The sequence below is a fragment of the Rathayibacter sp. PhB152 genome (assembly GCF_003751395.1).
GTDB lineage: Bacteria > Actinomycetota > Actinomycetes > Actinomycetales > Microbacteriaceae > Rathayibacter > Rathayibacter festucae.
In genome coordinates this window covers 540,777-565,510 of sequence record NZ_RJUT01000001.1, presented here as the reverse complement: position 1 = coordinate 565,510, position 24,734 = coordinate 540,777, and the positions used below count along the sequence as shown (strand labels likewise).

The following is a 24,734-nucleotide window of genomic DNA, read 5'->3' as shown; positions in this document are numbered from 1 at the left end:
GTTCCCGGAGCAGGGCCGGCGGACGCCGGCCGGAACGCGGGAGAGCATGCAGAAGCGGATCGTCCTCGGGGTCTTCGAAGCGGGCACCCCGCACGTCGGCGGCACCATCAGCTGGTCGCATCCGCGCAGCCGCGACGGTGACTTCCGCGACATCGACTACTGGCAGCGGATGGCGCGCCTCCTCGACGACGCCGGCTTCGACTTCCTCTTCTTCGCCGGCGGCTCCTTCGGCTACTCCTCGCGCCGCGGCGAGCTCTCGGACGTCCTCGTCGAGGCCGGCATGACCTTCGCGCTCGACGGCGCGTACCTCATCCCGGCGCTCGCGGTCGGCACCGAGCGCCTGAACTTCGTGGTCACCAGCACCACCGGCGCCGACCACCCGCTGCACGCCGTGCGCAAGTTCTCCACCCTCGACCACGTCACCCGCGGTCGGATCGGCTGGAACATCGTCACCGGCTCCTCGCAGAACACGATGGCCGCGATGCTCGGCCAGTCCGCGATGGTCCCGCACGACGAGCGCTACCGCGCGGCCCAGGAGTACGTCGACGTCGCCTTCTCCTTCTGGGAGGGCGGCAACGACGACGACGTCATCGTGCTGGACCACGCGCGCAACGTCTTCGCCGACCCCGAGAGGATCCGCCCGGTCGCCTACGAGGGCGAGTTCTACCGCTCGCAGGGCTACCACACGCTGCCGCCGTCGCCCCAGCGCTCGCCCCTGCTCTTCCAGGCCGGGACCTCGCCGGTGGGCCGCGCCTTCGCGGCGAAGAACGCCGAGTGCGTGTTCGTGCAGGGCTCGACCTACGGCAAGGTCAAGGCGGACATCGCGGACCTCCGCCGCCGGGCCGCGGAGAACGGCCGCGATCCCGCGTCGCTCAAGGTCATGGTCGGCGTGACGATCGTGGTGGCGCCGACGTCGGCGGAGGCGTCGCAGCTGCGCGCCGAGTTCGACGCGCTGCAGACCGACGAGCTGGCCGCGCACTACTACGCCGGCAACACGGGCGTCGATCTGCTGGCCTACGACCTCGACCGCACGCTCGCCGAGCAGCTGGTCCTCGACGACCAGGCGGGCCAGATGGGCACCAGCAACATCGAGCGCTTCCTCACCCGCCCGGACGGCACGGCGCCGACGGTGCGCGAGATCCTCGACGAGCTGAAGGGCAAGGGCACCCGCGGCTTCGCGATCACCGGCGACCCGGTCGAGGTCGCGGACGAGCTCGAGCGGATGATGGAGGAGACCGACCTCGACGGCATCATGCTCGAGGCCGTCTTCGGCCTGGCCTCGATGCGCGACTTCATCGAGCTCGTCCAGCCCGAGCTGCGGCGCCGCGGCCGCCTCGACCCCGAGCCCGCCGGCGCCACCTTCCGCGAGCGCATGCTCGGCACCGGCCCGCACCTCGCCCCCGAGCACCACGCGGCGACCTTCCGCCCCTGAGCACCCGGGTCCCGACGCGCCGCTGCGCATCTCCTCGACCACCATGCGGCGATTCATGCTGATCGAGTAACGCTCGCTGAGCGCGTATCGAGATCCGTCTCCCGCAGGCGCGTGGGTCGCCGGACGGCGTCAGCTGACGCGGACGAGGGTGCGCTGCCAGCCGGAGGAGCCGTTGGGGGCGACGCCCGCGCGGTCCTCGATCTGGAGCATGCCGTTGGCGTCGGTCGCGCGGACGGCGACGTAGTGGGCGCCGCTCGCGGCCTCCCAGTCGACGTACCACTGCACCCAGGTGTCGAGGTTGACCGGGGTCGAGAGCGTGGCCTCCTGCCAGTCGCCGTCGTCGATGCTGACCTCGACCTTGGCGATGCCGGTGGTCTGCGCCCACGCCACTCCGGCGATCTTGGTCGCGCCGGCAGGGATCGCGGCGTCGATGCGCGGGGTGTCGATCCGCGAGGACATCTTGATCGGAGCCTCGGCGTCGTAGCCGCGCGGGGTCCAGTAGGCCTCGTCGGCGGCGAAGGTGGTGACCTTCAGCTCGGTCAGCCACTTGGTGGCGGAGACGTAGCCGTAGAGGCCGGGGATCACCATCCGCACCGGGAAGCCGTGCTCGAAGGGCAGCGCCTCGCCGTTCATCCCGACGGCGAGGATCGCGTCGAGGTTCTCGTCGGTGACCGCGGAGAGCGGGGTGCTGGCGGTGTAGCCGTCGACGCTCGTGGAGAGCAGCATGTCCGCGCCGCTCTGGACGCCGGCCTTCTTCAGCACGTCGCGGAGCGGGACGCCCAGCCACTTCGCGTTGCCGACGAGGTCGCCGCCGACCTGGTACGAGACGCAGGTCATGGTGATGCCGTACTCGTCCAGGCCCATGTCGAAGATGTCCTGCAGCGACATCGTGACCTCCTGGTCGACCATCCCGGAGATCTTCAGCGACCAGGTGGAGGGGTCGATCGAGGGCACGGTCAGCGCGGTGTCGACGCGGTAGAAGTCGGCGTTGGGCGTGTAGAGCGGAGTGAGCCCGTCGATCCCGAGATCGGCGCCGGCGGGCACCGAGACGGTGCTGCGCGGGCTGGGCAGGCGGAGCGCGTCGCGCACGCTGGCGAGGGACGAGGTGGCGGCGTTGATGGCGCGCGACCCGGCGCCGATCACGGCGGCGCCGACAGCGGCGATCAGGGTCACGCGGAAGAAGCCGCGGCGCTCGATGCCGACCGGGCGGGCGGCGGGGGCCGCGCCGGTCTTCTCGGCGGCGGACGCGGCGCGCCAGCGGCGGAGGCGCGAGACGGTCAGGTGCATCACGATCATCGCGACGACGAGGCCGACCAGGGTGGGCACTGCGGAGAGCGGGGTCGCGCCGGTGCGGGTGACGATCGCGGCGATCGAGAGGCCGCCGGCGATCACGAGCAGGATCTGGCCGAGCGGCGGGCGGATCAGCTGCAGCACGCCGGCGAGGGCGGCGGCGACCAGCACGGCGACGCCGATGCTCGCCAGCAGGAAGATCTTGTCGTTCGCGCCGAACGTCTCGATCGCGAACTCCTTGAGCGGGCGCGGCACGATGTCGACCACGAACGCGCCGAGGGCGAGCACCGGGCTGGCGTTCTTCGCGACCACGAGCGCGACGAGCTCGGCGATCGCGAGCAGCACGCCCGCGACGACGATGCCGGCCACGGCCGAGAGCGCGATGAACCGCAGCTTCGGCACGCGCGGGTTCTTCCCTGTCTGTTCCATGGGAGTCATGCTCCGCCCTTGACCTGCCCGTTCGCAGTGTGGTGCCGGTTTGGTCGAGATGTGTAACGAATAGATAACGCCCGGCGCCCCCACCCCCTGATCCCCTCCGCGAGATGCCACTTACGAGCGCGACACGCCGCAGAAAGTGCGCACAAGTGGCATCTCGCGGAGAGAGGGGACGACGGAGCGGCCGCCCGGGAGGGTCCCCGGGCGGCCGCTGTCGGTGGGCGGGCTCAGCCGCAGGCGCGGGCGGAGTAGGGGGCCGCCTTCGTCGTCGTCACCGCCTTGCCGTCGATCGTGGCCGTCGCGGTGACGGTCGCGGTGCCGGCCGGGATCGAGGCGGCGCGGGTCGTGTCGGCCTGCGTCGCGCTCTTGCCCGCCGCGATGCCCGTGTAGGACTTCGTGGCGTACGGCGTGGCGATCGAGATCGACGCCGCGGCCTTCGAGTCGTTGCGGGCCGTCGTCGTCAGGACGACCTTGCCGGCGACGCAGCGCGTCGTGGCCGAGACCGTCAGGTCGATCGCGGCGGCGGGGGCGGCCCGGACGATCGCGAGCCGGTAGGTCGCGAGCGTCGTGTGGTCCTGCGCGGAGGAGGTGATCACGACGTTCGTGGTCCCCGAGGCCGCGAGGTTCACGGTCCGGGCGACGGTGTCGTCGATCAGCACGCCGTCGACCTTGACCAGTCCGCTGGCCACGGCCGGGTCGAGGTCGAGCGCGACGCTCGTCGTCGAGACCGGCACGGTCAACGTCAGGTCGCGCACTCCGGCGGCGAGCGCCGGCGAGAACGTGCCCACGGACGAGGTCAGCTTCGCCAGCTCCGCGTTCGTCGCGAACCCGGTCGACTCCGTCGTGTAGACGCCGAAGACGCCGCCGACGTTGCTCGCGGTGCCGGTGCCCTGGAAGCGCACGGTCACCTTCGGCACCTTGTTCCCCTGCGCGTCGAGGACGTACGCGCCGGACTGGTTCCGCTTCCAGCTGTCCTTCGCCGCGATCCCGTCGAGCACCGAGCGCGGGATCTCGTCGTACTGCACGTACCAGTTCAGCGCGCCCGCGGCACCCGAGACCACCTCCGTCTTGAGCTTCACGTCGTTGAGGTAGACGTCGAAGGTGCGCCCCGCGTCGCCGCCGTAGTAGCGGACGCCGAGGTAGTTCTTCGGCAGCGCCGGGTCGACGATCATGTCGTACTGGAAGTACGCGTCCGCCGACCGCTCGCCGTCGCGGTACCCCTCGCCGCGCCAGGTGCCGACCGCCGAGCGGTTGTACTTGTAGTTCTTGTCGGCCTCGCTGTTGTTGTTGTCGAACGAGGTGAGCGAGTCGATCGTCGTCTCCTCCACCCGCAGCTGCTGCTTCTCCTTGAGGATCAGCGCCTGCGCCTCCGCGGAGTCGGGGGCGATGAGCGTCATGTAGGTCGCGTAGCGCGCGTTGTAGAGGCTGTAGTACGGCTGGAAGATCCGCGCCTCGGAGGCGGCGTCGACGTTCGTCATGCCGAAGCGCATCGTCGTCGTCCCGTTGCCGTTCGCGCCGTTGGGGAGGCGGAGCAGGTTCTGCTTCACCGCGGACTTCCACGCGGCCGCGTTCGCGACGACCACGTTCGAATTGACCGTCTTGTCGGCGACGCTCATCTGCACGAGCACGCCCGCGGGGTAGGAGGCGTCGACGTTGTTCCGGTTCAGCTCGGTCGCGAGCAGCACGGGCCCGTAGGTGAAGGCCGTCCAGTTCGCGTTCTCGGTGTTCGCCACCGCGGCGACCGCGGCGGGGAGCTTCCAGGTGAGGGTGTCGCCCGCCGCCACCGGGACGACCGCGTAGCCGCCCTCGGTCAGCGCGGCGACGTCGCGGACGGCGCCGTTCACGGTGAGCGTCGGCGCGCCGTCGACCCAGGCCGGGATGCGCAGGCGCAGCGTGGTGCCCTCGGCGACCGCTCCCGCTCCGAGCGCCGCGATCGTGAAGCGCGCGGTGTCGGTGTTCGGGATGTCGGCCGTCTGCGTCACCTTCAGGTTGCTGCCGCCCGAGCTCAGCACCGACGAGCGGAACTGGTTCACGTAGACCGTCTTCGGCCCCTCGAAGTAGATCGAGTCGCCGAGCTTGGTGAAGCTCTCGACGCCGGTGCCGTGGTCGCACCAGAACTCGTCGTGCTCCTCGCCGAAGACCTTGGCGTAGCCCGCGGTCTGCGGCTGGAAGTAGGTGACCATTCCCGTCTCCGGGTTCTGCACCGAGAGCACGCCGTTGATGAACGCGTTCTCGTAGAAGTCGGCGTACTTCACATCCTTCGTCACCTGGAACAGCGCCCGGGTGAGCTTGAGCATGTTGTAGATGTTGCAGCCCTCGGAGGTCGAGTTCTCGCCGTAGCCGGTCGTCTGCCCGTTGGTCGCGTACTGATAGAGGGTGTCCGCGCCGTGGAAGTGCTCGGACTGGCTGTTGCCGCCGTTGGCGTAGCTGTGGCTCTCGTCCACCATCCGCCAGAAGTTCTCGGCGGCGCGGCGGTACATGTCGAGGTCCGCCTTCTCGGTGGCGGTGAGGGTCGCGTAGAGCGCGGGGTCGTCGGTGAAGAGGGTGTAGCGCTTGAGCGCGCCGATCAGCTTGGGGATCGTCGTGTTCGCGTGCAGTCCGTTGAGGACGTCCTCGTTGTTCGCGAGCTTCCGGAAGAGCGCGGTCTCGTCGAAGTACTCGGCCGCACGCTTGTGCGCCGGCTTCTGCGTGGTCTCGTAGAGGCGGTAGAGCGCCTCGTTCATCCCGCCGTACTCGGTGTTGAGCAGCTGACCCGGGTTCGCCTGGCGGCCGGCCCAGTTCGTGATCCAGGAGCCGAAGCCGTCGGCGACGACGAGCGCCTCCGCGGACACGGCGCTCGGCGCGTACTGGTGCGCGTCGAGCAGTCCCGCGAGCACCTTGTGCAGGTTGTAGAACGGCACGAGCAGGCCGTCGGCGCCGGAGGGCAGGTAGCTCACCGGGAACGGCGAGACGTAGCCGGCGTTGGCCGGGTCCTTCAGCGCGTAGGCGTCCTGGACCTTCTTCAGGCCGTCGACGGAGGCGGTGAGCTTCGCGAGCAGCGCGGCCTTCGTCGTCGCGTCCTGCTCGCTCGCGTAGGCCTGGGAGAGGCCGGAGATGTAGTGGCCGAAGAAGTGGCCCTGGAACCGGGTGCCGCTCTCGCGCTCCCAGCCGCCGTAGCCGCCGGCCGTGGTCGGGGTGAGACCGGCCTGCGTGTAGAAGGAGTGCAGGAACATCTCGGGGTCGAGGCTGAGCAGGTACTCGACGGTCTGCTGCTCGCCGTTGTCGAGGTACGGGTCCTGGACGGTGACGTCCGAGAGGCCGGCCTCCTGGAGGTAGCTCGAGCTCTTCACGCCCTTCGGCTGCACCTGGATCGCGAAGGTGCGAGTGACGGCCGTGCTGCCGCCGTAGGTCGAGGAGCCGGTGAGGGTCACGGTCGTCGCGGCGCCGGTGGGCGGGGTGACCGTGGCGGTGCCGCCGGAGATCGCGATCGCGGACTCGTCGGAGGAGGTCCAGCTGAGGTCGGAGCCCTTCGCGCCGCGGGTCGGCACGGAGAAGCCGGTGCTCGTGCTCGCGGGCAGGGTGACGGCGTCGAGGTCGGCCTTCGCGACGGCGGCCGGGTCGAAGGACGCGTTGTGCGCCTTCGTCAGCGCGACGACGTCGGTGGTCGTGGCGACCTTGCCGTAGAGGACGTAGTCGTCGAGGAGCCCGCGCAGGTGCGCGCCGTTGTACTGCGGTCCGTTGAAGCCGAGGGTCTTGGTCGAGGTGCCCTCGGAGCCGAGCACGCCGGTGGCCGCTCCGGTCGCCTCGGACTTGGTGACGGTGGGCTGCTTCACGCCGTTGCGGTAGAACGCGACCTGCTTGGTCGCCTTGTCGTAGCTGGCGACGACGTGGGTCCACTCGTTCGTCGGGAAGAAGCCGGCGCGGGCGGTGTCGATCGCGACCTTGTAGGGCTGTCCGGTCGAGGGGCCGATCGAGAGCGCGAGCGGCGTCGCGTCGCTCTCGGAGGTGAGGTACCAGCCGTCGGAGTTGTAGGCGGTCTTGTTCCAGGTGAAGACCTGCTCGCCGGTCATCGCGGCGGTCGGCTTGTACCAGAACGAGACCGTCAGGTCGGCGGGCTGGAGGCGGGCGTCGGTGCCGAGCGACACCGCGTTGCCGCCGGTGAACTCGAATGCCTGGCCGGCGAGGCCGGTGCCGTACGCGGCGGCGCCCTTCTGCATCCCGACCGTGTTGCCGCGACCGCTGGTGTCGGTGATGCTGCCGTCGAAGGGCAGCTCGAGCACCTTCGCGCTGTCGAGGGAGGTGGCCGGTGCGGCCTGCGCGGTGGGGCCGACCGCGAGCAGTCCCGCCGTCAGCGCCATCACCGCCGCGGTCGCGATCGGGATCCGTCGTCTCGTCGTCATGGGTGGAGCCTCTCGTCGTTGAGATCAGTACTGAGCGCGATGTTACCGTGAACAATTAGCTTTCGGTGAGGTTTCGGCGAGCGGGCTGAGCGGGCTCGAAGGCGTCCGTGTCGCCCTCCGCCATCGTTCGCAGCGAGCGCCACCGATGCTGGCTGCGGAGCGGAGAAGGGGAACGCTGGTCCGCGGCGAAGGGCGGGCGAGAGTGACGATCAGAGCGGATCCGACGGCGCCGCTGCTCCACCTCGAGGCAGTGTCGCGTCGGTTCGGCACCGGGCCGAACGCGTCCTGGGCCGTCCGCGACGTGAGCCTCCGGCTCGAGGCCGGCGAGGTCGTCGCGCTCCTTGGCCCCAACGGCGCCGGCAAGACGACGCTCGCGCGGATGATCGCGACGCTGCTGACCCCGACGAGCGGCGCGATCCGGGTCGCCGGGATCGACGCCGTCGGGCGGCCGGATGAGGCGAGGCGCCTCCTCGCCCTCGTCCTCGGCGGCGAGCGCGGCTTCTTCCTGCGCGCGACCGCGCTCGAGAACCTCCGGTACTTCGCGTCTCTCGCGGGCGTGCCGCGACGGCGGAGGGACGGCCGCATCCTCGAGGTGCTCGCGGCGGTCGACCTCTCCGCCCGGCGGAACGACCGCGTCGAGGAGTTCTCCCGCGGGATGCGCCAGCGGCTGCACCTCGCCCGCGGGCTGCTGGCGGAGCCGCCGCTGCTCCTGCTCGACGAGCCGACGGTCGGGCTGGATCCGGAGGCGGCGCTCGCGCTGCGCGCGCTGATCCGCGAGCTGCGCCGGGACGGCCGGGGCGTCCTCCTGACCACCCACCACCTGCACGAGGCGGAGGAGCTGTCGGACCGGAGCCTCGTCCTCCTCGACGGCCGGATCCGCGCGGCGGGGCGACCGCGGGACGTCGCCGCGGCGGGCGGGCTGGGCGAGGTGACGACCCTCGCCGCTCCGGCGCTCACCGCGGAGCTCGCCGACCGGATCTCCGCGCTCGACGGCGTCCGCTCGGTCCGCTCCGACAGCATCGCCGGCCGACCCGTCGTGGTCGTCGGCTGGGACTCCTGCCGGCCCGACCTCCGCGCGCTGGCCGCCGTCGTCGCCGACCTCCCGACCGGGACCTGGACCACCCGGCCGGCGACCCTCGAGGAGGGCTACCTCGCCCTCGTCGACCGGTGCCGAGGAGGGCGGGAGTGATCGCGGGGCTGGGCGGGGTGCTGCGCGAGGGCGCCTTCCACCTGCGGCTGCTGCTCCGCAACGCGTACTTCGTCCAGACCGCGCTGATCGCGCCGGTCGTCTTCGTCGTCCTGCGCGTCCAGGCCGGGCGGGGCGGGCCGGCGCTGGGGGTCGACGGCGCCGTCGTCGGCGTGTGGACGGTGACCGCGGCGGCGGTCGGGATCCTCGGCTACCAGCGATCGCAGGGGACACTGGAGCAGATCGCGCTGACCCCTCGGCCGCTCGGCAGTGCGCTCGCGCCGATCCCGCTCGCCTGCGTCGGCGTCGGGGTGCTGTCGATCCCGGCCGCGGTCGTGGGCTCCTGGGTTCTCGGCAGCGAGTTCGCGCCGCACTCCCCCGCGCTCGTCGCCCTCGGTCTGGTCCTGCTCTTCGCCGCGTGCGGGACAACGGCGCTCCTGCTGTCCGGGCTGTTCGTGCTGACGCCGCACGCGACCGTCTACGAGCCTGTCCTCGTCGCTCCCGTCCTCCTCCTCTCCGGCGCGGTGATCGACCGGGCGCAGCTGCCGGTGCCGCTGCAGCTGCTCGGGGTCGTCGATCCGCTGACGGGGGCGGTAGAGGTCCTGCACGCGGGTGTCTCGGGCGGCGCGTCCGGCGGCGCGGTCGCGCTCTGGTGCGCGCAGGGGCTGCTCGCGTCGCTGCTCTCCGCGCTGCTCGCCCGCAGGATCCTCCAGGTCGCCGTGCGGCGGGCGCGGCTCGCCGGGACGCTGGCGCTGTCGTGAGCGGGCCGGTGGCCGCCTCGGTCGTGGTGGCGCTGCGGTCGTTCGACGCCACGCGGACGCGGCGGACGCTCCTGGTCGCGGTCGTGCTCGGGCCGGTGCTGCAGGTGCTGTACTTGGCGGCGGTCGCGGCGCCGTCGCTGGTCGTCGGTGCGGGTGCGAGTCTCCTGCTCGCCGCCCTGACCGCCGTCGACAGCGTGACCGTGTCGCTGACCCGGGTGCGGGACGACGCGGTGCTCGGGAGCGTCCTCCTCAGCGCCCGGCCGGCGGTCCTGCTCTGGAGCGGGGTCGCGCTCGCGGGGGCGGCGGTCGGGTCCGCGGCGGGTCTCGTCTCGCTGGTCTGGGCGCTCCTGCTGTTCGGTCAGGGCGTCCCGTGGCAGGTCGCCGCCGGCGCGTTCGCGCTCACGGGCTGCGCGGCTCTGGCCGGCAGCGGCTGCGGGTTCGCCGTCGGGGTGCTCGGCCTCCGCTCGCGCGACGGGCTGGCCTGGGGTGGGCCGTTCGCGGCGCTGCTGACCGTTCTCGGCGGAGTCGTGGCGCCGGTCGGCGAGCTGCCGCCGGTCGTCGAGGCCGTCGCCCGGGTGCTGCCGCTGGGGTACGCCTCCGACGCCCTGCGGACACTGCTCGGCGAGGGGTGGACCGGCGCGCTCGCGGTGCAGACCGGCGCCGTCGTCGTGCTCGGCGCCGCGTGGTTCGGGCTGGGGCTGCTCGGCTGGGCCCTCGCCCGCCGGACGCTGCGGCGGACGGGCGGCACGGATCTGCTGTGAGGACCGCGCGCGACGCATAGCAGGGCCGCGCGGATCCGGGCAGGGGGCTGCCGTCCCGCCGCGCCCCTGATGGGATGGCGTCATGTCCGACTCCGCTGCTCGCCCGTCCCAGGACGACGACCTCCGCTCCATCGTCTACGCGAGCCACACCGCCGCCGGCCTCGAGGAGGCGGACCTGCCCGCGCTGCTCGAGCAGTGCCGCGCGAACAACGAGCGCCTCGGCCTGACCGGCATCCTGCTGTTCCGCGACGGGCGGTTCCTGCAGCTGCTCGAGGGGCCGGCCGCGACGCTGCGCGAGCGGATGGCGATCATCGCGGAGGACCCCCGGCACGCCGGGCTGCGCGTGCTGCTCGAGGAGGCGCCGGCGCAGCGGCTGTTCCCCTCCTGGACGATGGCCTACGAGGCGATCACCGACTCGATGACGACCGAGCTGCCGGGCTACCGCAGCACCTTCGAGGACATCGACACCGACGTCGACGCGAGCGCGACGCTGCCGGCCCTGCGCGAGCTGATCCGCTGGTTCCAGGTGCGCCACTGACGCCGAGCCGTGCGGGGCGCTCGCTACAGTGACGGCGTGAACGAGGACGACGGGCGGGACGGCGACGGGCGGGACGACGACGGCGAGCGCGAGGTCGCGGCCGAGTACCTGCGGGCCGAGCTGCGGCCCCGGACGCTGACCTGGCTCCGGATGACGATCGACGCCCTGCTCGGCGGCGGCGTGATGACGACGCACGACCTCGTAGTCACCCGCCTCGACACCGGCGCCGAGGTCATCCGCACGCCCGCCGACATCGGCGACCCCTACGTCCTGCTCGGGCAGATCGAGCTGGAGCTCGAGACGAAGACGACCGCCGAGTTCCTCGAGGAGTGGCGGCGAGAGTAGCGGCGGGAGCAGCGCTCTCCTCCACAGATCCGATCTCGCGGAGTTGTCCGACGGTTCCGCTCGACGGCCGCTCGGGTGTCGGTGGTCCCTGCTTGAATACGCGTATGGATGAGCACAGCGATTCGGGAGCGGCAGGGCAGCCGAGCGCGCTCGCGGCTGTCGATGCGCTGACCGACGTCGCCGCGGAGATCGGACGCACCTCCGCGCAGCTGCTCCTCACGCGTGCGCAGACCCTGCACCTCGCCTACCGCGCGGCGGTCACCGTCCCGGATGCGTTCGCCCGCGGGAAGTCGCTCTCGAAGAGCGAGGCGCGCGCCCTGGTCGAGCGGTCGATCCGGGCCGAGTTCGCGGTCAAGCTCCGCCTGTCCGAGCGGGCGACCGAGACGGTCCTCGAACACGCCCGGCTCCTCGTCGAGGACCTCCCGTGCACCCGCGCCCTGCTCGCCGAGGGCCGGCTGCTCTGGGACTCGAGCGAGATCGTCTGCACCACCGCCGCGACCCTGCCTCCCGGCTCCCGCGCCCGGTTCGACGAGCGCGCCGCCGAGGTCGCGCCGGAGGTCACGCCGACGCAGCTGAGGCGGATCGTCGCCCGGCTCCGCGACGAGCTGCACGAGGAGCCCCTCGCTCAACGGCACGTCCGCGCCCGGCAGGACCGCGCCGTCTGGGTCTCGCCGGAGGTCGACGGGATGGCGACACTGTGCGCGCTGCTGCCCGCGCCGGACGCGATGGGCATCGCCGAGCGCGTCGACCGCATCGCCCGCAGTCTCCGCGAGGGAGGCGACGAGCGCACCCTGGCTCAGCTGAAGGCCGATGCCCTCACCGATCTGCTACGCGACGGCGACATCGCCGGCACCACCCCCGCAGGCGACGGACCTCAGATGTCGGCGTCGTACGTTCCCGGGATCCGCGCCGAGGTGCGCCTCACCCTCGCCGCATCCACCGCCGTCGGACTCGACGACGCACCCGCGGACCTCGACGGCTACGGCCTCATCCCCGCCGACCTCGCCCGCGCCCTGGTCGCCACCGGCGCCTCCTTCACCCGCGTCCTCACCGACCCTGATACCCGCGCGGTCGTCTCCGTCGGCCGCACCCACCGGGTCCCACCGCCCCAGATGCGCCTGCACCTCCAGCTCCGCGACCAGACCTGCCGCTTCCCCGGCTGCACCCGCACCGCCTCGAGAGCAGAGGCCGACCACACGATCGAATGGCGCAACGGCGGCGAGACCTCTCTCGACAACCTCGTCTCCCTCTGCACGTCCCACCACCACGTCCGCCACGGCGACCGCTGGACCTACGTCCCCCGCCCGGACGGCAGCATCGTCTGGACCACCCCCACCGGCCGCCGCATCACGATCCGCCCACCCGCGCTCGCCGGCGCCCCGCCGGGCCCCCGCTTCAGGGACGCACCGCCCCCGTTCTGACGAAGGCGGGTCTCGATACGCGCTCCGCGCTACTCGACCAGCATGAAATGCCTGCGCCTGCGCCTGCCCATGCGCCGCTTCATGCTGCGTCGGCCCGCTCACGCACGCTCCTCGCACGGGCCGATTCATGCTGATCGAGTAGCCCTCAGAGAGGGCGTATCGAGATCCACCACCGTCCGGAGGGTGGGTCTCGATACGCGCTCCGCGCTACTCGACCAGCATGGATTGCGCATGCCCGCACATGTGGATGGGTATGCGCTTGCAGCGCTTCAGGCTGCGCCGGCACGCACACGCATGCTCTGCGCCCGGGCCGATTCATGCTGATCGAGTAGCCCTCGGAGAGGGCGTATCGAGATCCACCGTCACCCGATGGGTGGGTCTCGATACGCGCTGCGCGCTACTCGACCAGCATGGGCCGTGCTCCGCGCTACTCGACCAGCATGTTCGGTGAGCGCTGCGCGGTGCTCGACCAGCGTGGCCGCGTCAGCCGCAGGTGCGGGCCGCGTACGGGGCCTGCAGGGTGGCGCCGCCGGCGGTCGCGGTCAGCGTGCCCACGGCGACGGAGGTGGCGCGGGTCGTGAAGGCGTGCGTCGCGCTCGCGCCGGGGGCCGCGGTCAGCGTGGGCGAGGTGCCCCAGGCCGAGCGGATCACGACGGTGAGCGGCGAGGTGCCGGTGTTCTTGACGACTCCGGTCACGACGACCTTGCCGGCCACGCAGCGGGTCGACGCGGTGAGCGTCGCCGTGGACGCCGCCACGACCACCGTCGCGGTCACCCGCACGGCCGTCGAGCTCGAGAGCACGCGGTTCGGCGCGTTGTACGCGGTCGATCCGCCCGCTCCGACCGACTGGTTGTCGTTCGCGCCGATGGTGCGCACGACTCCGGTGACCGGGTAGCGGCCGGGAGCGGTGCCGACGGAGGACGTGTCCCAGGTCACCGGCTGCGAGGCGGTGCCGCGGTTGTAGGCGAGGACGACGTCGGCCCGGGCGGGCAGCGCGGCGACGGAGCCCACCTCACCCAGGTCGGAGCGCACGGCGGTCGCGGCGTCGGCCGCGCGGACCTCGGCGTACTGACCGGCGGTGAGCGACACGATGCCGCCGTGCTTGGTCGACGGCGCCAGCGAGAAGCCGGGGTCGTTCAGCTGGGTCCAGCCGGCGTCGAGATCGGTGGTCACCATCGGCCGGTAGCCGGTCGAGGGGATGACATCGACGTAGAGGTACCAGCGGTCCGCGTCATGATCTTTGAAGACCGCGGGCCCCTCGACTCCCCCGGCGTTGCCGCCGGCCCAGACGGCGCCGATGCGGTCCTGCAGCTGCGTCCACGCGGTGGACGGGAGCCACCACTGCTTCGCTGTCGTGGACTCCATGTAGATGCCGCGGCCGGTGCCGTTGTCCTTCGAGATGCGGTAGGTCGTGCCGCCGTCCTGGATCATCGTCGTGTCGATGACGTCGGCGCCGGTGTCGATGAAGGTGCCGCCGTAGGAGTACGTGGCCTGGGTGAAGTCGGTGGTCGCACCCCAGAGCACCCGCGACGCCCCGGTGCCGGGCGTGTGCGCGGCGTTCGGGTACACGGTCGAGGACCAGTAGACGACGAACGCGCCCTTGCCCGCTCCGTTGTAGTCGGCGACCCAGGTCGCCTCGGGCGCCCACATCATGCCGGCCTCGAGCTGCTTCGTGCCGGCCGCGTCGAGTGCGACGTCGAACTGGCGCAGGTCGCTCCAGGAGACGAGATCGGTCGACTCCCAGACGTTCATCTTCGTGCTGCCCTGCGTGGTCCAGTAGCACCAGGTGGTGCACGAGCCCGAGCCCTGGTCGCCGCCGAAGACGCGGAGGTCGGTGGCGATGATGTAGTACTTCTTCGTCTCGGGGTTGTAGGTGAGGTACGGGTCGCGGACGCCGGTCGTGCCGAGGTCGGAGGCGAGGATCGGCTTGCCGCCGTTCAGCGGGTCCCACTTCTCCGGGTCGTCGCCGCGCGAGACGTCGAGGTAGATCTTCTCGGCGTAGCCCTGCGCGTCCTCGACGAAGTGCACCATCAGGTAGCCGTAGGGGGTGTCCACGCCGACCTGCGGCTCGACGGTGACGGCGACGGCACGGGACTGCGCGACGCCGCGGATCGACGCGGTCGCGGTCAGCGACGACGTGCGGGCGGCCTGGCCCGCGGCGGGGCGGTCGGCGGCGAGCGTGCGGCCGTCGGCGGAGACGCGCAGGGTCGGGTCGCTCGAGGCCCAGGTCACGGTGCCACCGTAGTCGGGCAGGTTCGTGGTCGAGTCGTCGATGGTCAGCGGGGTGACGCCGTCGAGCACGGCCGCGGTCAGCGGCGCGAACGACGAGGCGTGCAGCTTCGCGTCGACACTCGACACGGCCGCGACCTCCTCGCCGGTGAGGGCGCGGTCGTAGACGCGGAACGTCGACACCTCCCCCTTGTAGAAGGGGTCGGGGTAGGGCGCGCGGCCGATGGCGTTCAGCGACTGGTCCGCCACCGAAGCCGGCCGCAGCGCGGTGGGCGCGGAGGCGACGCGGGTGCCGTCGACGTAGAACGAGATCGTGCCGGCGGCGCCGTCGATCACCGAGCTGAGGCTGTACCAGCGGTCGGCCGCGATCCCGGACGCGCTGCGGGCGTTGTTCTCACCGCCACCGCCGGTGGTCGTGATCGCGGTGCGCACCTTGTCGCGCACGGAGGCGAACCAGTACTGCGAGGTGCTGTCGCTGCCGATGTTCCAGAGGAAGTGGAAGTTCGAGAGCATCGACGCGTCAGCGCGGGTCTCGATCGTGACCGTCCCTGACGTCTTGCCCGTGAGCAGGTCGTCGGGCAGCTCGACCCAGGGGGCCGCGCTGGTCTTCGCGCCGCCGGTGAGACGGAGTGACGTGCCGGTCCAGAGCGCGTCCGTCCCGTTCACGACGCGCGCGGCTCCCACGGCGCCGCCGGCGGAGTTGGGGACGGTCGCGCCGGTCGTCTGGCTGAAGCGGTAGTCGGCGAGGAGGCCGGCGGTGGGGACCGCGGCGTCGGCGGCCGTCGCTGTGGGTGCGACGAGGCCGGCGGCGAGCACCGCCCCGAGGCCGAGGGCGGCGAGGGCCGCGCGGAGGGGCGCGCGGCGGGTGGGGGTGGGCATGGTGCTCCTTTGCACGGGGGGTGGCTTGTCGAGACCCGGCGTCAGCAGGTGATCGCGGGGTAGGCGGCCGACTGCGTGGCCGCGCGGCCCGCGTCGTCGACTCCGGCTCCCGTCACCGAGGCCGAGCCGGCGACCAGCGTCGGCTGGCGCACCGTGAAGCTCGCCGTGGCGTTCTTCCCGCCGGCGACCGCCGGGAAGGTCTTGGTGCCGGAGGCGGTCGTGACGGTGATGTCGGCGGGCAGGTCGTCCGTGTTCTTCACGGTCGTGGTGAGCACCGGCTTGCCCGCGACGCAGCGCACCGACGAGGTGGCGGCGAGCTGCAGCGCGACCGGCGCAGCCGGCGCACCGAGCGAGATGCGGAAGCGCTGGCAGTCGTTGTTCAGCACGCTCCACTGGCCGATCCGGGTGCCGTTCTGATCCGAGCAGTTCGACAGGTCGAGCGCCTTGCCGCTGTGCACGGCGCGGAGCTCGACGGTCCCGTCGTTGCCCGGGCGGAGCCGCCAGCTGCTGCCGGTCACACCGCACGCGCCCTGCGTGACGGTCGCGCCGTCGGCGGTGGAGCCGCCGGTGACCGCGAGGCACTTGGCCGCGGCCGAGACGGGGTGCATCTCCACGGCGCCGTCCGCGGCGGCGGTGAAGGTGACGCGCTGGCACGGCGAGCCGAGCCACTCCTGCTGCTGCAGCACCGCGCCGTCGGCGGTGGAGCAGTTCGGCAGGTCGAAGGCCTTGCCGGTGACGAGCGAGGTGACGGCGACCGCGCCGACCGGGCGCAGCGCCCACTCCTGCGAGGCGGCGGCACTCGGCGTCGACTGGCGGATCGCTCCGGAGACCGCGTCGAGCACCTTGTTGCCCGTGCGGTTCGTCAGCGTCGAGTAGCCGCCTGATCCCGGAGCCACCGTCCACTGCTGGCAGGAGGTGGTCAGCCACGCGGACTGCTGCAGCGACGCACCCGAGGCGGTCGAGCAGCCGACCGGCCCGAGCGACTTCCCGCTGCTCGCGTTCACGACGCGGAGGAACCCGTCGCCGGTGCTGTCGAGCGTCCAGCTCGCGCGGGGCGTGGCGCAGGAGCCCTGCACGACGCCGGCGCCGTCGCCGCTCTGGGCCGAGGAGACCGTGGCGCAGAGGCCGGTGCTGCGGCTGACGAGCTGCCAGGCCGCACCCTCGACGCGGGCCGTGATCGGCGCGTTCTCGCCGCTGGGCACGGGGATCCGGGCCGAGGTGCCGAGCGGCGTGCCGAAGTCGGGCTCGCCCTCGGCGGTCCAGTCCACGAGGTGCGCGCGGGCCGAGCGCTGGCGGCTGCAGCCGTCGTTCGGGCCGGGGTTCGCGTGGTACAGGTTCCAGGTCTCGGTGCCGTCGGGCGAGTCGAAGAAGTCGTTGTGGCCGGTGCCGTACTCGCCGTTCGCCTTCGAGAAGACCGGTCCGTCGCTCTTGGTCCAGGAGGAGGCGAGTACGGGGTCGCCGGTCCCGTCGTACTCGAGCGTGCCGAGCTGGTAGTCCTCGGTGCCGCAGAAGCTCGCCGAGTAGACGATCCAGGTGCGGCCGTCCTTCTGCAGCGGCACCGGGCCCTCGTTGACCGGCATGCCGATGGTCTCCCACGGCTCGACCGGCTCGGACAGCACGTTCAGCGGGCCGACCGCGGTCCACGGGTCCGACATCCGGGCGATGTAGTTGCTCTGCAGCCCGTTGCCCGGCTGGAACGCCGACCAGGTCATGAAGAGCTCGCCGTTCAGCTGCAGGTAGGCGCCGTCGATGTTCCAGGAGTCGACCGGGACCGGCCGGCCCTTGTAGCTGTACGGGCCCATCGGGTCGTCGCCCGCGCTCTCGATCACCTGGAGGTGCTGGCCGTCGAAGTTCCCGGCGGTGCCCATCGTGTACATCAGGTACCAGCGCCAGCCGTTCGGGCCCTCGAGCCGCTGCAGCTCGGGCGCCCACATGTTCGCGTTCCGGCCCGGGTTCGTGTCGGAGTAGACCGTCACCGGAGTCGCGGTCCCGAGCGCCGCGAGCGTCGGCGCCTTGCGCATCACGACGCGGTTGTCCCAGGTGGTGGCGACCAGGTAGTAGTTCCCGTCGTGGAACTCGATCGTCGGGTCGGCCGTGTCCGGCTCGAGCGGATTCGTGAAGGTCGACTCGCCGATCGCGGCCGCGGGGCTCGCGGCGGCGAGCGGCAGCGCCACGATCGCCGCCAGCAGGATCAGGAGACCGGCGATCAGCCGGCGGCGCAGGCCCGGTGCGGGCGCGGTCAGGTGCATGGATGACTCCGTCGTCGATCATGATGCGGGCGCCCCGTCGGGCCGCGGGAGAGCGGATCCGAGAGCCGGGGCGAGAATTTGTTCACGGTAACAGCGGTAGTTGCGCAAGGTCAAACCCCTCCTGCTGAGCGGGTTCGCCGCCGATTCGCCTCCCGCGCGCCGTGCCGCACAGCGACGGCTGACTATGCTGAACGGACCCGCGATGTCGAGCCCTCGTCATCCCGCCGCACCGAGGGTGCCCGGCTCTCCCCCCAGGGGAGCGGAGGAGGTCCGCGCCATGGCCGAACGGCCCAACCTGCGGCATGTCGCCGCGGTCGCCGGGGTCTCGCACATGACGGTCTCCCGCGTGCTCAGCGGGCACCCGAACATCAAGGAGTCGACCCGGCAGAAGGTCCTCGAGGCCGTCTCCGAGCTCGACTACCGCCCCAACATCGCGGCGCGCTCCCTCGTCACCCAGCGCACCGACCGCATCGGCGTGATGATCGAGAGCGGCGCCGAGTTCGGCCCCTCGAGCACCCTCCGCGCCATCGAGCGGGCCGCGCGCGAGAAGGGCTACTCCGTCACCTCCGTCGCGCTGCGCGACGACCAGGACATGAGCCCGGTCGACGCGATCCGGCACCTCTCCGGTCTCGGGATCGACGCGCTCTGCGTGATCGCGCCGCGTTCCTCCTCCGTCGCGACGCTGCGCACCGTCGAGATCGGCGTGCCGACCCTCGTCGTCAAGTCCGACAAGGACCCGAGCTTCCTCACCGTCTCGGTCGACCAGCAGGCCGGGATGAGCCAGGCCGTCGACCACCTCGCCTCGCTCGGCCACCGCGACGTGCTGCACATGTCCGGCCCGCTCGACTGGCTCGACGCCCGCGCCCGCGAGCGCGCCTTCCACAGTCGCGCGAAGGCCTGGGGGATGCGCGAGCGCCCGATCGTCATCGGCGACTGGACCCCCGACTCCGGCTACGAGTTCGCCCGCAGCCTGCAGTCGGTCCCGGAGTTCACCGCGATGGTCGTCGCGAACGACGAGATGGCGCTCGGCGTCATCCACGGTCTCGTCGAGCGCGGCATCCGCGTGCCGCAGGACGTCAGCATCGTCGGCTTCGACGATCTGCCGACCGCCCGGCACTTCCTGCCGCCGCTGACCACGGTGCGGCAGGACTTCGACAAGCTCGGCACCACCGTCGCCGAGGTGATCCACGCGCGGATCCGCGGCCAGGAGATCCCGCAGCGCACCCGCATCCCCACCGAGCTCGTGGTGCGCGAGTCGACGGCGCCGCCGCGCAGCTGACGCTCGCGACCGGCGCTCGCGTATCATCGGCGGCACCCCAGGCGCGACGCTCCCCCGGCGCCGCCCCGCACACGAACCGAGGACGGCACGTGTCAGTTCAGTCGACGACGACTCCCGCACGCCCCGGTCCCGCACGCCCGGACCCGGTGGTGGAGATGACGGGCATCCACGTCTCCTTCTCCTCCGGGCCCGCGCTGGCCGGTGCGCGGCTGCGCCTCGTGCCGGGAGAGATCCACGGCCTGATGGGCGAGAACGGCGCGGGCAAGTCCACGCTGATCAAGACGCTCACCGGGATCCACCAGCCCGACGACGGCGAGATCGTCGTCGACGGCGTCGCCCGGCGCTTCAGCGGACCGGCCGACGCGAAGGCGGCCGGCATCACCGCGGTCTTCCAGGACGAGCGGCTGACCGACAACCTCAGCATCGGCGAGAACGTGATGATCGGGCACGAGATCCGCGGGCGCCTCGGCATCTCCTGGTCGCGCACCCACGCGCGGGCGGCCGAGATGCTGGCCGAGCTGGGTCTCGAGGACCTCGACCCGCGCCTGCCGCTGCGCTCCCTCTCGCCCGCGATCCGGCAGCTGGTCGCGATCGGGCGCGCGATGGTCGACCGGCCGCGGGTGCTGATCCTCGACGAGCCGACCTCGAGCCTGGACCTCGGCGACGTCGCCCGGCTCTTCACGGTGCTGCGGCGGCTGCGCGGCCAGGGCGTCGCGATCGTGTTCGTCTCGCACTTCCTCGAGCAGGTGCTCACCCTCAGCGACCGCATCACCGTGCTCCGCGACGGCTGCACCGAGGGCGAGTACCCGGCCGGGCGGATGGACCGGGCCGAGCTGATCGCGAAGATGATCGGCAAGGACATCGACGCGCTCCGGCAGATCGGCTCCGACCGCCGCGAGCACCGCCGCCAGCCCACCGGCCCCGCGATCTACCGCGCGGTCGGCATCGGCCGCCGGGGCGCCGTCTCCCCCACCGACATCGAGCTGCACCGCGGCGAGATCGTCGGCTTCGCGGGCCTGCGCGGCTCCGGGCGCACCGAGCTGGCGTCGCTGCTCAGCGGCGTGGAGCGGCCGGACAGCGGCGAGGTGCTGATCGACGGCGAGCACGCGGACATCGTCGACCCGGTGTCGGGGCTGCGGAACCGCATCGCGCACTCCAGCGAGAACCGCCGCGAGGACGGGATCATCGGCGACCTGTCGCTGCGCGAGAACCTCGTGCTCGGACTGCAGGCCCTGCGCGGCTGGGCGCACCCGCTGTCGGCGGCCGAGACCGACGCACTCGTCGCCACCTACGTCGAGGCGCTGAACATCACGCCGGCCGACCCGGACATCCCGGTGAAGTACCTCTCCGGCGGCAACCAGCAGAAGGTCGTCCTGGCGCGCTGGCTCGCCACCCGGCCGCGCCTCCTGGTGCTCGACGAGCCGGCCCGCGGCATCGACGTCGCCTCGAAGGTCGAGATCCAGGCGCACATCTCCCAGCTCGCCAAGGAGGGCGTCTCCATCGTCTACATCTCCTCCGAGCTGGAGGAGGTGGTGCGCCTCAGCGACCGCATCGTCGTCTTCAAGGACCGCGAGAAGATCGGCGAGGTCAGCAACGGCCCCTGGCTCACCGTCGACACCATCGTCGAGATGATCGCCGCCGACACCACGGACGACGACGCCACCGACGACGCCTGGTGACCTGCATCCCGCGCCATGACCGGCACGAGCCGCAGGCGCGGACAATGTCCACTGCTACGCTCGGGGCAACAGATCCCCCCAGGGCTAGTGCGCGAGCATCCTCAATACCGGGGGGCCTTTTCTTTTCCCCGGGGCCATCCGCACGATGTCAAAACCGTCACTCAGCATCGCTCAACAGATCGAGCTCCTCCGCGGGCGCGGCTTCGACGGTGCAGTCTCCGACTCGGTCCTCGCCCGATTCCTTTACGACCACTCGTACTATCGGGCTTCGGGCTACTGGCGCTACTTCCAGGTCGCCCCTCACGACGGCGACAATCGCTTCGAGCCCGGTGTCACCCTCGACAGGATCCGCGATCTCTATCGCTTCGACGCCGTCGTCCGCAGCATCGTCATGGACGGCCTGTCCGATCTGGAAATCGCTGTACGCGCGCGCTTGGGTCACCATCTGTCCGAAGGCGAGGACGGCGCGGGCCGCTACCTCCGCCCGCACACCTATGCCACCCCACGCTCCCGCAACGGCGCCGCAATGCGAGTCGATCTCCTGAGAACGATCGGCGCCGAGGTCGCTCGCACCAAGGAGCACTGCGTGGCGAAGTATCGGGATACCGGCGACGTCGTGCCGGTCTGGGTCGCGATGGAGGTCCTCTCGTTCGGCACCGTCTCCAAGATGTACCGACTTCTCGACGATGAACCCGTCCGGGAGACGATCGCGAAAGGATTCGGTCTCAACGAATCGCGGCGGCTGGACTCCACTCTCCATTCGCTCAGCGTCCTGCGGAACGTCTGCGCGCACCACGGTCGGATCTGGAACAGAGTCGTCGCCGTGAAGCCCTTCGTTCTGAACCGGCTGCGAACGGAGGCCGACCCGAGCATCTATCTCGGCACCCCTTGGGGATGGTTCGTCGTTCTCGCCGATCTCGTCGACGGCGTCCGCGGAGGAAGCGGTTTCAGCACGAAGCTCTTCGACTTCATCGCCGGCCATCCCGAATGGGAGGACGGTCTGAAGCATCCGCACCCGCGATGACGGAAGCCGGTGAACACGGTTGACCCCTGTGAAACGTCTCACGTAGGGTGGCGCGGGACCGGGGAAAGCGCATTCCTGCATCCCGGACCATCGATGCCGAGGGATTCAATGCCGAATTCACGTCCGTTCCGTCCGACCACCGCCGCCGGGGCGCTCCGCTCCGGCCTCGGCCTCGCGCTCGCCGCGGGGCTCGCGCTGACCGGGGCCGCGCCTGCGTCCGCGGTGACCGCAGCACCACCCGCCAACCCCGTCCTCACCGCGCAGCTGGAGGACCTCGACCGCGGGGTCGTCGCGCTCGCGTCGCCCGACGGCGGCGTCTTCGTCAGCTGGCGGCTGCTCGCGACGGAGGTGACCGGCTCCTCCGACAGCGGGATGGTCGGCGCCGACTTCGCCGTCTACCGCGGGGCGGAGCGGATCGGCGTCGTCACCGACAGCACCAACCTGCACGACCCGGCGGGCGCGCCCGGCGACGAGTACCGCGTGGTCCCGCTCGTCGACGGCGCCCCCGGCGAGCCCAGCGCGCCGGCCGTCGCCTCGGCGGACGCCTTCGAGACGCTGCCGCTGCAGAAGCCGGCCGACGGCGTCACTCCGGCCGGTGAGGCGTACACCTACAGCGCCAACGACATGAGCGTCGGCGACATGGACGGCGACGGCGACTACGAGTACGTCGTGAAGTGGTACCCCTCGAACGCGAAGGACGTCTCGCAGAAGGGCTACACCGGCAGCACCTACCTCGACACCTACGAGGCCGACGGCACGCTGCTGCACCGCATCGACCTGGGCGTGAACATCCGCTCCGGCGCGCACTACACGCAGTTCCTCGTCTCGGACTTCGACGGCGACGGCCGCTCCGAGATCATGACGAAGACGGCCCCGGGCACGACGATCCTGCCCGGCGGCGACGCCGCCCGCGCGGAGTCGATCACGCTCCTCCCCGAGGACGTCGCCGCGGGCGTCACCGCGCAGGACGACTACCGCCTCTCCGCCGCCGGCTACCGCGAGCACCTCATCGAGGTCTTCGAGGGCTGGGGCACCCGCGAGGAGGTCACCTCCGGTCAGTGGCCCGCCACGCTCGAGGAGGCGTTCGGCATCGCGCCGACGCACGCCTACCCCCTCGACCGCGCCGGGGCGACGGAGCTCGCCGACTACTTCATCGACGTCTACGCGCCGAGCCGGAGCGACCGCAACGACCTCACCACCTTCGAGGGCTTCATCCTGAGCGGCCCCGAGTACCTCACCGTCTTCGACGGCGAGTCCGGCGAGGAGCTGCAGACCGTCGCCTACGAGCCGGCCCGCGGCGACGACGGCCTGCTCTGGGGCGACTACGCCTACTCCCGGATCGAGCCCGGCAACCGCAACGACCGCTTCCTCGCGGGCGTCGCCTCCTTCGACGGCGAGACGCAATCCGCCGTCTTCGCCCGCGGCTACTACACCCGCGCGGTCGTCGTCGCCTACGACTGGGACGGCACCTCGCTCTCGCAGCGCTGGGTCGCCGACAGCGGCCACGTCCCGCTGACCAACCCCTTCAACGACACCCCGCACGGCCGCGAGGGCACCAGCCCGGAGTGGGCGACGCTCACCACCCAGGGCTTCCACTCGCTGAGCGCCGCGGACGTCGACGGCGACGGCCGGCAGGAGATCGTCTACGGCTCCGCCACCCTCGACGACGACGGCAGCCTGCTCTACAGCTCCTACGACACCCTGCCCGAGGGCAGCAGCGCGCCGGGCACCGAGGCCAAGCTCGGCCACGGCGACGCGATGCACGTGACCGACATCGACCCGGCGAACCCCGGGCTCGAGATCTTCTCCGTGCACGAGGGCGGAGTCGGCGCGCCCTACGGCTACGCGCTGCGCGACGCCGCGACCGGCGAGGTGCTCTTCGGCGCCTACTCGGGCAAGGACACCGGCCGCGGGATGATCGGCGACATCGATCCCGCGATCCCCGGCCAGGAGGTCTGGGCGATCGGGACGCTCTCGGCGAGCGGCGAGCCGCTCGACGGTGGGGATCCCGCCGAGCAGCCCGGCACCAACCAGAGCATCCGCTGGGCCGCGGACATGACCACGCAGATCGTGGCCAGCACGACGATGCAGGACGCGACGCCCGTCACTCCGACGATCGTCACCGGCGACGGCACGGTGCTGCTCTCGGCCGACGGCACCGTGACGAACAACGGCACGAAGGGCAACCCGTCGCTGGTGGCGGACGTGCTCGGCGACTGGCGCGAGGAGCTCCTGCTGCCGACCGCGGACTCGAGCGCGATCCGGATCTACTCGAGCACCGAGGTCACCGACCGCAAGCTGACGACGCTGATGCACGACCCGCAGTACCGGGTCGAAGTGGCGCGCCAGCAGACCGCGTACAACCAGCCGTCGTACACCTCGTACGGGCTGGCGAGCGACATCGACTGGTCGACGGTGCCGGTGCTCGCGCAGGAGGGTGCGCCCCAGCCGACGCCGGAGCCCACGCCCACGCCTCAGCCCACCGGCACGCCCGTGCCGATGCCGACCGAGACCGCGCCGCCCGTGGTGCCGGCGCCGGACGAGCCCGCGCCCGGCCGGCCCGCGCCGCACGCGCCCGCGCCGGTCGCCGGCCCCGACGGCGACCTGGCCGCCACCGGCGCCGACCTGTCGCTGCTTCCGCTCGGAGCGCTCGCGCTCCTGCTCGGCGGCGGGGCGCTGCTCCTGCGGCGCCGCCTGCAGCACGGCGAGTAGCACGACCCGCCCACCTCGAGACCCGTCGCCTCTCCAGAGGCGGCGGGTCTCCGGCGTTAATGCACGATCGTTACCGAAGAGGCCGGAACGCTGTTGCGTCACAAGAAATGTTCACGGTAACATTTTGCCCAGGAC

General features: G+C 71.8%; 15 protein-coding genes. 11 read left to right on the top strand and 4 right to left on the bottom strand.

What is annotated here, in order from left to right; genetic code table 11:
- Nucleotides 1-46 precede the first annotated feature (46 nt).
- Nucleotides 47-1,432 (top strand): NtaA/DmoA family FMN-dependent monooxygenase, encoded by a 1,386-nt coding sequence (locus tag EDF36_RS02495; protein WP_123731761.1) that lies wholly within the window; start codon nucleotides 47-49, stop codon nucleotides 1,430-1,432.
- A 129-nt stretch (nucleotides 1,433-1,561) separates the two neighbouring features.
- Here the strand turns inward: EDF36_RS02495 and EDF36_RS02490 are convergent, their stop codons facing one another.
- Entirely contained in the window at nucleotides 1,562-3,151 is a 1,590-nt protein-coding gene (locus EDF36_RS02490; protein WP_123731760.1) for a molybdopterin-dependent oxidoreductase, read from the bottom strand.
- Nucleotides 3,152-3,384: 233 nt separating this feature from the next.
- Entirely contained in the window at nucleotides 3,385-7,536 is a 4,152-nt protein-coding gene (locus EDF36_RS02485) for a beta-L-arabinofuranosidase domain-containing protein (protein WP_123731759.1), read from the bottom strand.
- Between the two features lie 202 nt (nucleotides 7,537-7,738).
- On the opposite strand from EDF36_RS02485, the gene EDF36_RS02480 reads away from it, so the two are divergent.
- From EDF36_RS02480 to EDF36_RS02455, 6 genes are all read left to right on the top strand, one after another.
- Entirely contained in the window at nucleotides 7,739-8,725 is a 987-nt protein-coding gene (locus tag EDF36_RS02480; protein ID WP_221181590.1) for an ABC transporter ATP-binding protein, read from the top strand.
- Entirely contained in the window at nucleotides 8,722-9,483 is a 762-nt protein-coding gene (locus EDF36_RS02475) for an ABC transporter permease (RefSeq protein WP_185020338.1), read from the top strand. Before EDF36_RS02480 ends, EDF36_RS02475 begins: the two co-directional genes overlap by 4 nt.
- Nucleotides 9,480-10,244: an ABC transporter permease gene (locus EDF36_RS02470; protein ID WP_185020337.1), complete on the top strand. Its 765-nt coding sequence runs from the start codon at nucleotides 9,480-9,482 to the stop codon at nucleotides 10,242-10,244. Before EDF36_RS02475 ends, EDF36_RS02470 begins: the two co-directional genes overlap by 4 nt.
- Before the next feature lie 82 nt (nucleotides 10,245-10,326).
- The gene (locus tag EDF36_RS02465; protein WP_123731755.1) at nucleotides 10,327-10,782 is read left to right on the top strand and encodes a BLUF domain-containing protein; all 456 of its coding nucleotides are present in this window, start codon (nucleotides 10,327-10,329) and stop codon (nucleotides 10,780-10,782) included.
- A gap of 36 nt (nucleotides 10,783-10,818) precedes the next feature.
- The gene (locus tag EDF36_RS02460) at nucleotides 10,819-11,127 is read left to right on the top strand and encodes a hypothetical protein (protein WP_123731754.1); all 309 of its coding nucleotides are present in this window, start codon (nucleotides 10,819-10,821) and stop codon (nucleotides 11,125-11,127) included.
- Nucleotides 11,128-11,231: 104 nt separating this feature from the next.
- The gene (locus EDF36_RS02455; RefSeq protein WP_123731753.1) at nucleotides 11,232-12,548 is read left to right on the top strand and encodes an HNH endonuclease signature motif containing protein; all 1,317 of its coding nucleotides are present in this window, start codon (nucleotides 11,232-11,234) and stop codon (nucleotides 12,546-12,548) included.
- Nucleotides 12,549-13,031: 483 nt separating this feature from the next.
- On the opposite strand, the gene EDF36_RS02450 is transcribed toward EDF36_RS02455, so the two are convergent.
- Both EDF36_RS02450 and EDF36_RS02445 read right to left on the bottom strand, forming a co-directional pair.
- Nucleotides 13,032-15,656: a LamG-like jellyroll fold domain-containing protein gene (locus EDF36_RS02450; RefSeq protein WP_123731752.1), complete on the bottom strand. Its 2,625-nt coding sequence runs from the start codon at nucleotides 15,654-15,656 to the stop codon at nucleotides 13,032-13,034.
- A 41-nt stretch (nucleotides 15,657-15,697) separates the two neighbouring features.
- Nucleotides 15,698-17,905 carry an RICIN domain-containing protein gene (locus tag EDF36_RS02445; RefSeq protein WP_123731751.1) on the bottom strand — a complete coding sequence of 736 codons (2,208 nt, stop codon included), beginning with the start codon at nucleotides 17,903-17,905 and terminating at the stop codon, nucleotides 15,698-15,700.
- A gap of 277 nt (nucleotides 17,906-18,182) precedes the next feature.
- Between EDF36_RS02445 and EDF36_RS02440 the strand changes: the two genes are divergently transcribed.
- The 4 genes from EDF36_RS02440 (at nucleotide 18,183) to EDF36_RS02425 (ending at nucleotide 24,599) form a co-directional block, all read left to right on the top strand.
- On the top strand, nucleotides 18,183-19,184 hold the full coding sequence (locus tag EDF36_RS02440) for a LacI family DNA-binding transcriptional regulator (RefSeq protein WP_166674005.1): 1,002 nt from the start codon (nucleotides 18,183-18,185) through the stop codon (nucleotides 19,182-19,184).
- 155 nt (nucleotides 19,185-19,339) lie between these two features.
- Nucleotides 19,340-20,863 carry a sugar ABC transporter ATP-binding protein gene (locus EDF36_RS02435; protein WP_123731930.1) on the top strand — a complete coding sequence of 508 codons (1,524 nt, stop codon included), beginning with the start codon at nucleotides 19,340-19,342 and terminating at the stop codon, nucleotides 20,861-20,863.
- Nucleotides 20,864-21,008: 145 nt separating this feature from the next.
- Entirely contained in the window at nucleotides 21,009-21,887 is an 879-nt protein-coding gene (locus EDF36_RS02430) for an Abi family protein (protein WP_123731750.1), read from the top strand.
- A gap of 108 nt (nucleotides 21,888-21,995) precedes the next feature.
- A complete protein-coding gene (locus tag EDF36_RS02425) occupies nucleotides 21,996-24,599 on the top strand; it encodes a rhamnogalacturonan lyase (RefSeq protein ID WP_185020336.1) in 2,604 nt (867 codons plus the stop codon).
- Nucleotides 24,600-24,734: the final 135 nt, after the last annotated feature.

What these genes read in the sequence shown, in the direction of transcription:
- EDF36_RS02450 (WP_123731752.1), bottom strand. Translation starts at nt 15,656, where the DNA reads ATGCCCACCCCCACCCGCCGCGCGCCCCTCCGCGCGGCCCTCGCCGCC.
- EDF36_RS02495 (WP_123731761.1), top strand. Translation starts at nt 47, where the DNA reads ATGCAGAAGCGGATCGTCCTCGGGGTCTTCGAAGCGGGCACCCCGCAC.
- EDF36_RS02485 (WP_123731759.1), bottom strand. Translation starts at nt 7,536, where the DNA reads ATGACGACGAGACGACGGATCCCGATCGCGACCGCGGCGGTGATGGCG.
- EDF36_RS02425 (WP_185020336.1), top strand. Translation starts at nt 21,996, where the DNA reads ATGCCGAATTCACGTCCGTTCCGTCCGACCACCGCCGCCGGGGCGCTC.
- EDF36_RS02435 (WP_123731930.1), top strand. Translation starts at nt 19,340, where the DNA reads ATGACGGGCATCCACGTCTCCTTCTCCTCCGGGCCCGCGCTGGCCGGT.
- EDF36_RS02455 (WP_123731753.1), top strand. Translation starts at nt 11,232, where the DNA reads ATGGATGAGCACAGCGATTCGGGAGCGGCAGGGCAGCCGAGCGCGCTC.
- EDF36_RS02490 (WP_123731760.1), bottom strand. Translation starts at nt 3,151, where the DNA reads ATGGAACAGACAGGGAAGAACCCGCGCGTGCCGAAGCTGCGGTTCATC.
- EDF36_RS02440 (WP_166674005.1), top strand. Translation starts at nt 18,183, where the DNA reads ATGGCCGAACGGCCCAACCTGCGGCATGTCGCCGCGGTCGCCGGGGTC.
- EDF36_RS02445 (WP_123731751.1), bottom strand. Translation starts at nt 17,905, where the DNA reads ATGCACCTGACCGCGCCCGCACCGGGCCTGCGCCGCCGGCTGATCGCC.
- EDF36_RS02465 (WP_123731755.1), top strand. Translation starts at nt 10,327, where the DNA reads ATGTCCGACTCCGCTGCTCGCCCGTCCCAGGACGACGACCTCCGCTCC.
- EDF36_RS02430 (WP_123731750.1), top strand. Translation starts at nt 21,009, where the DNA reads ATGTCAAAACCGTCACTCAGCATCGCTCAACAGATCGAGCTCCTCCGC.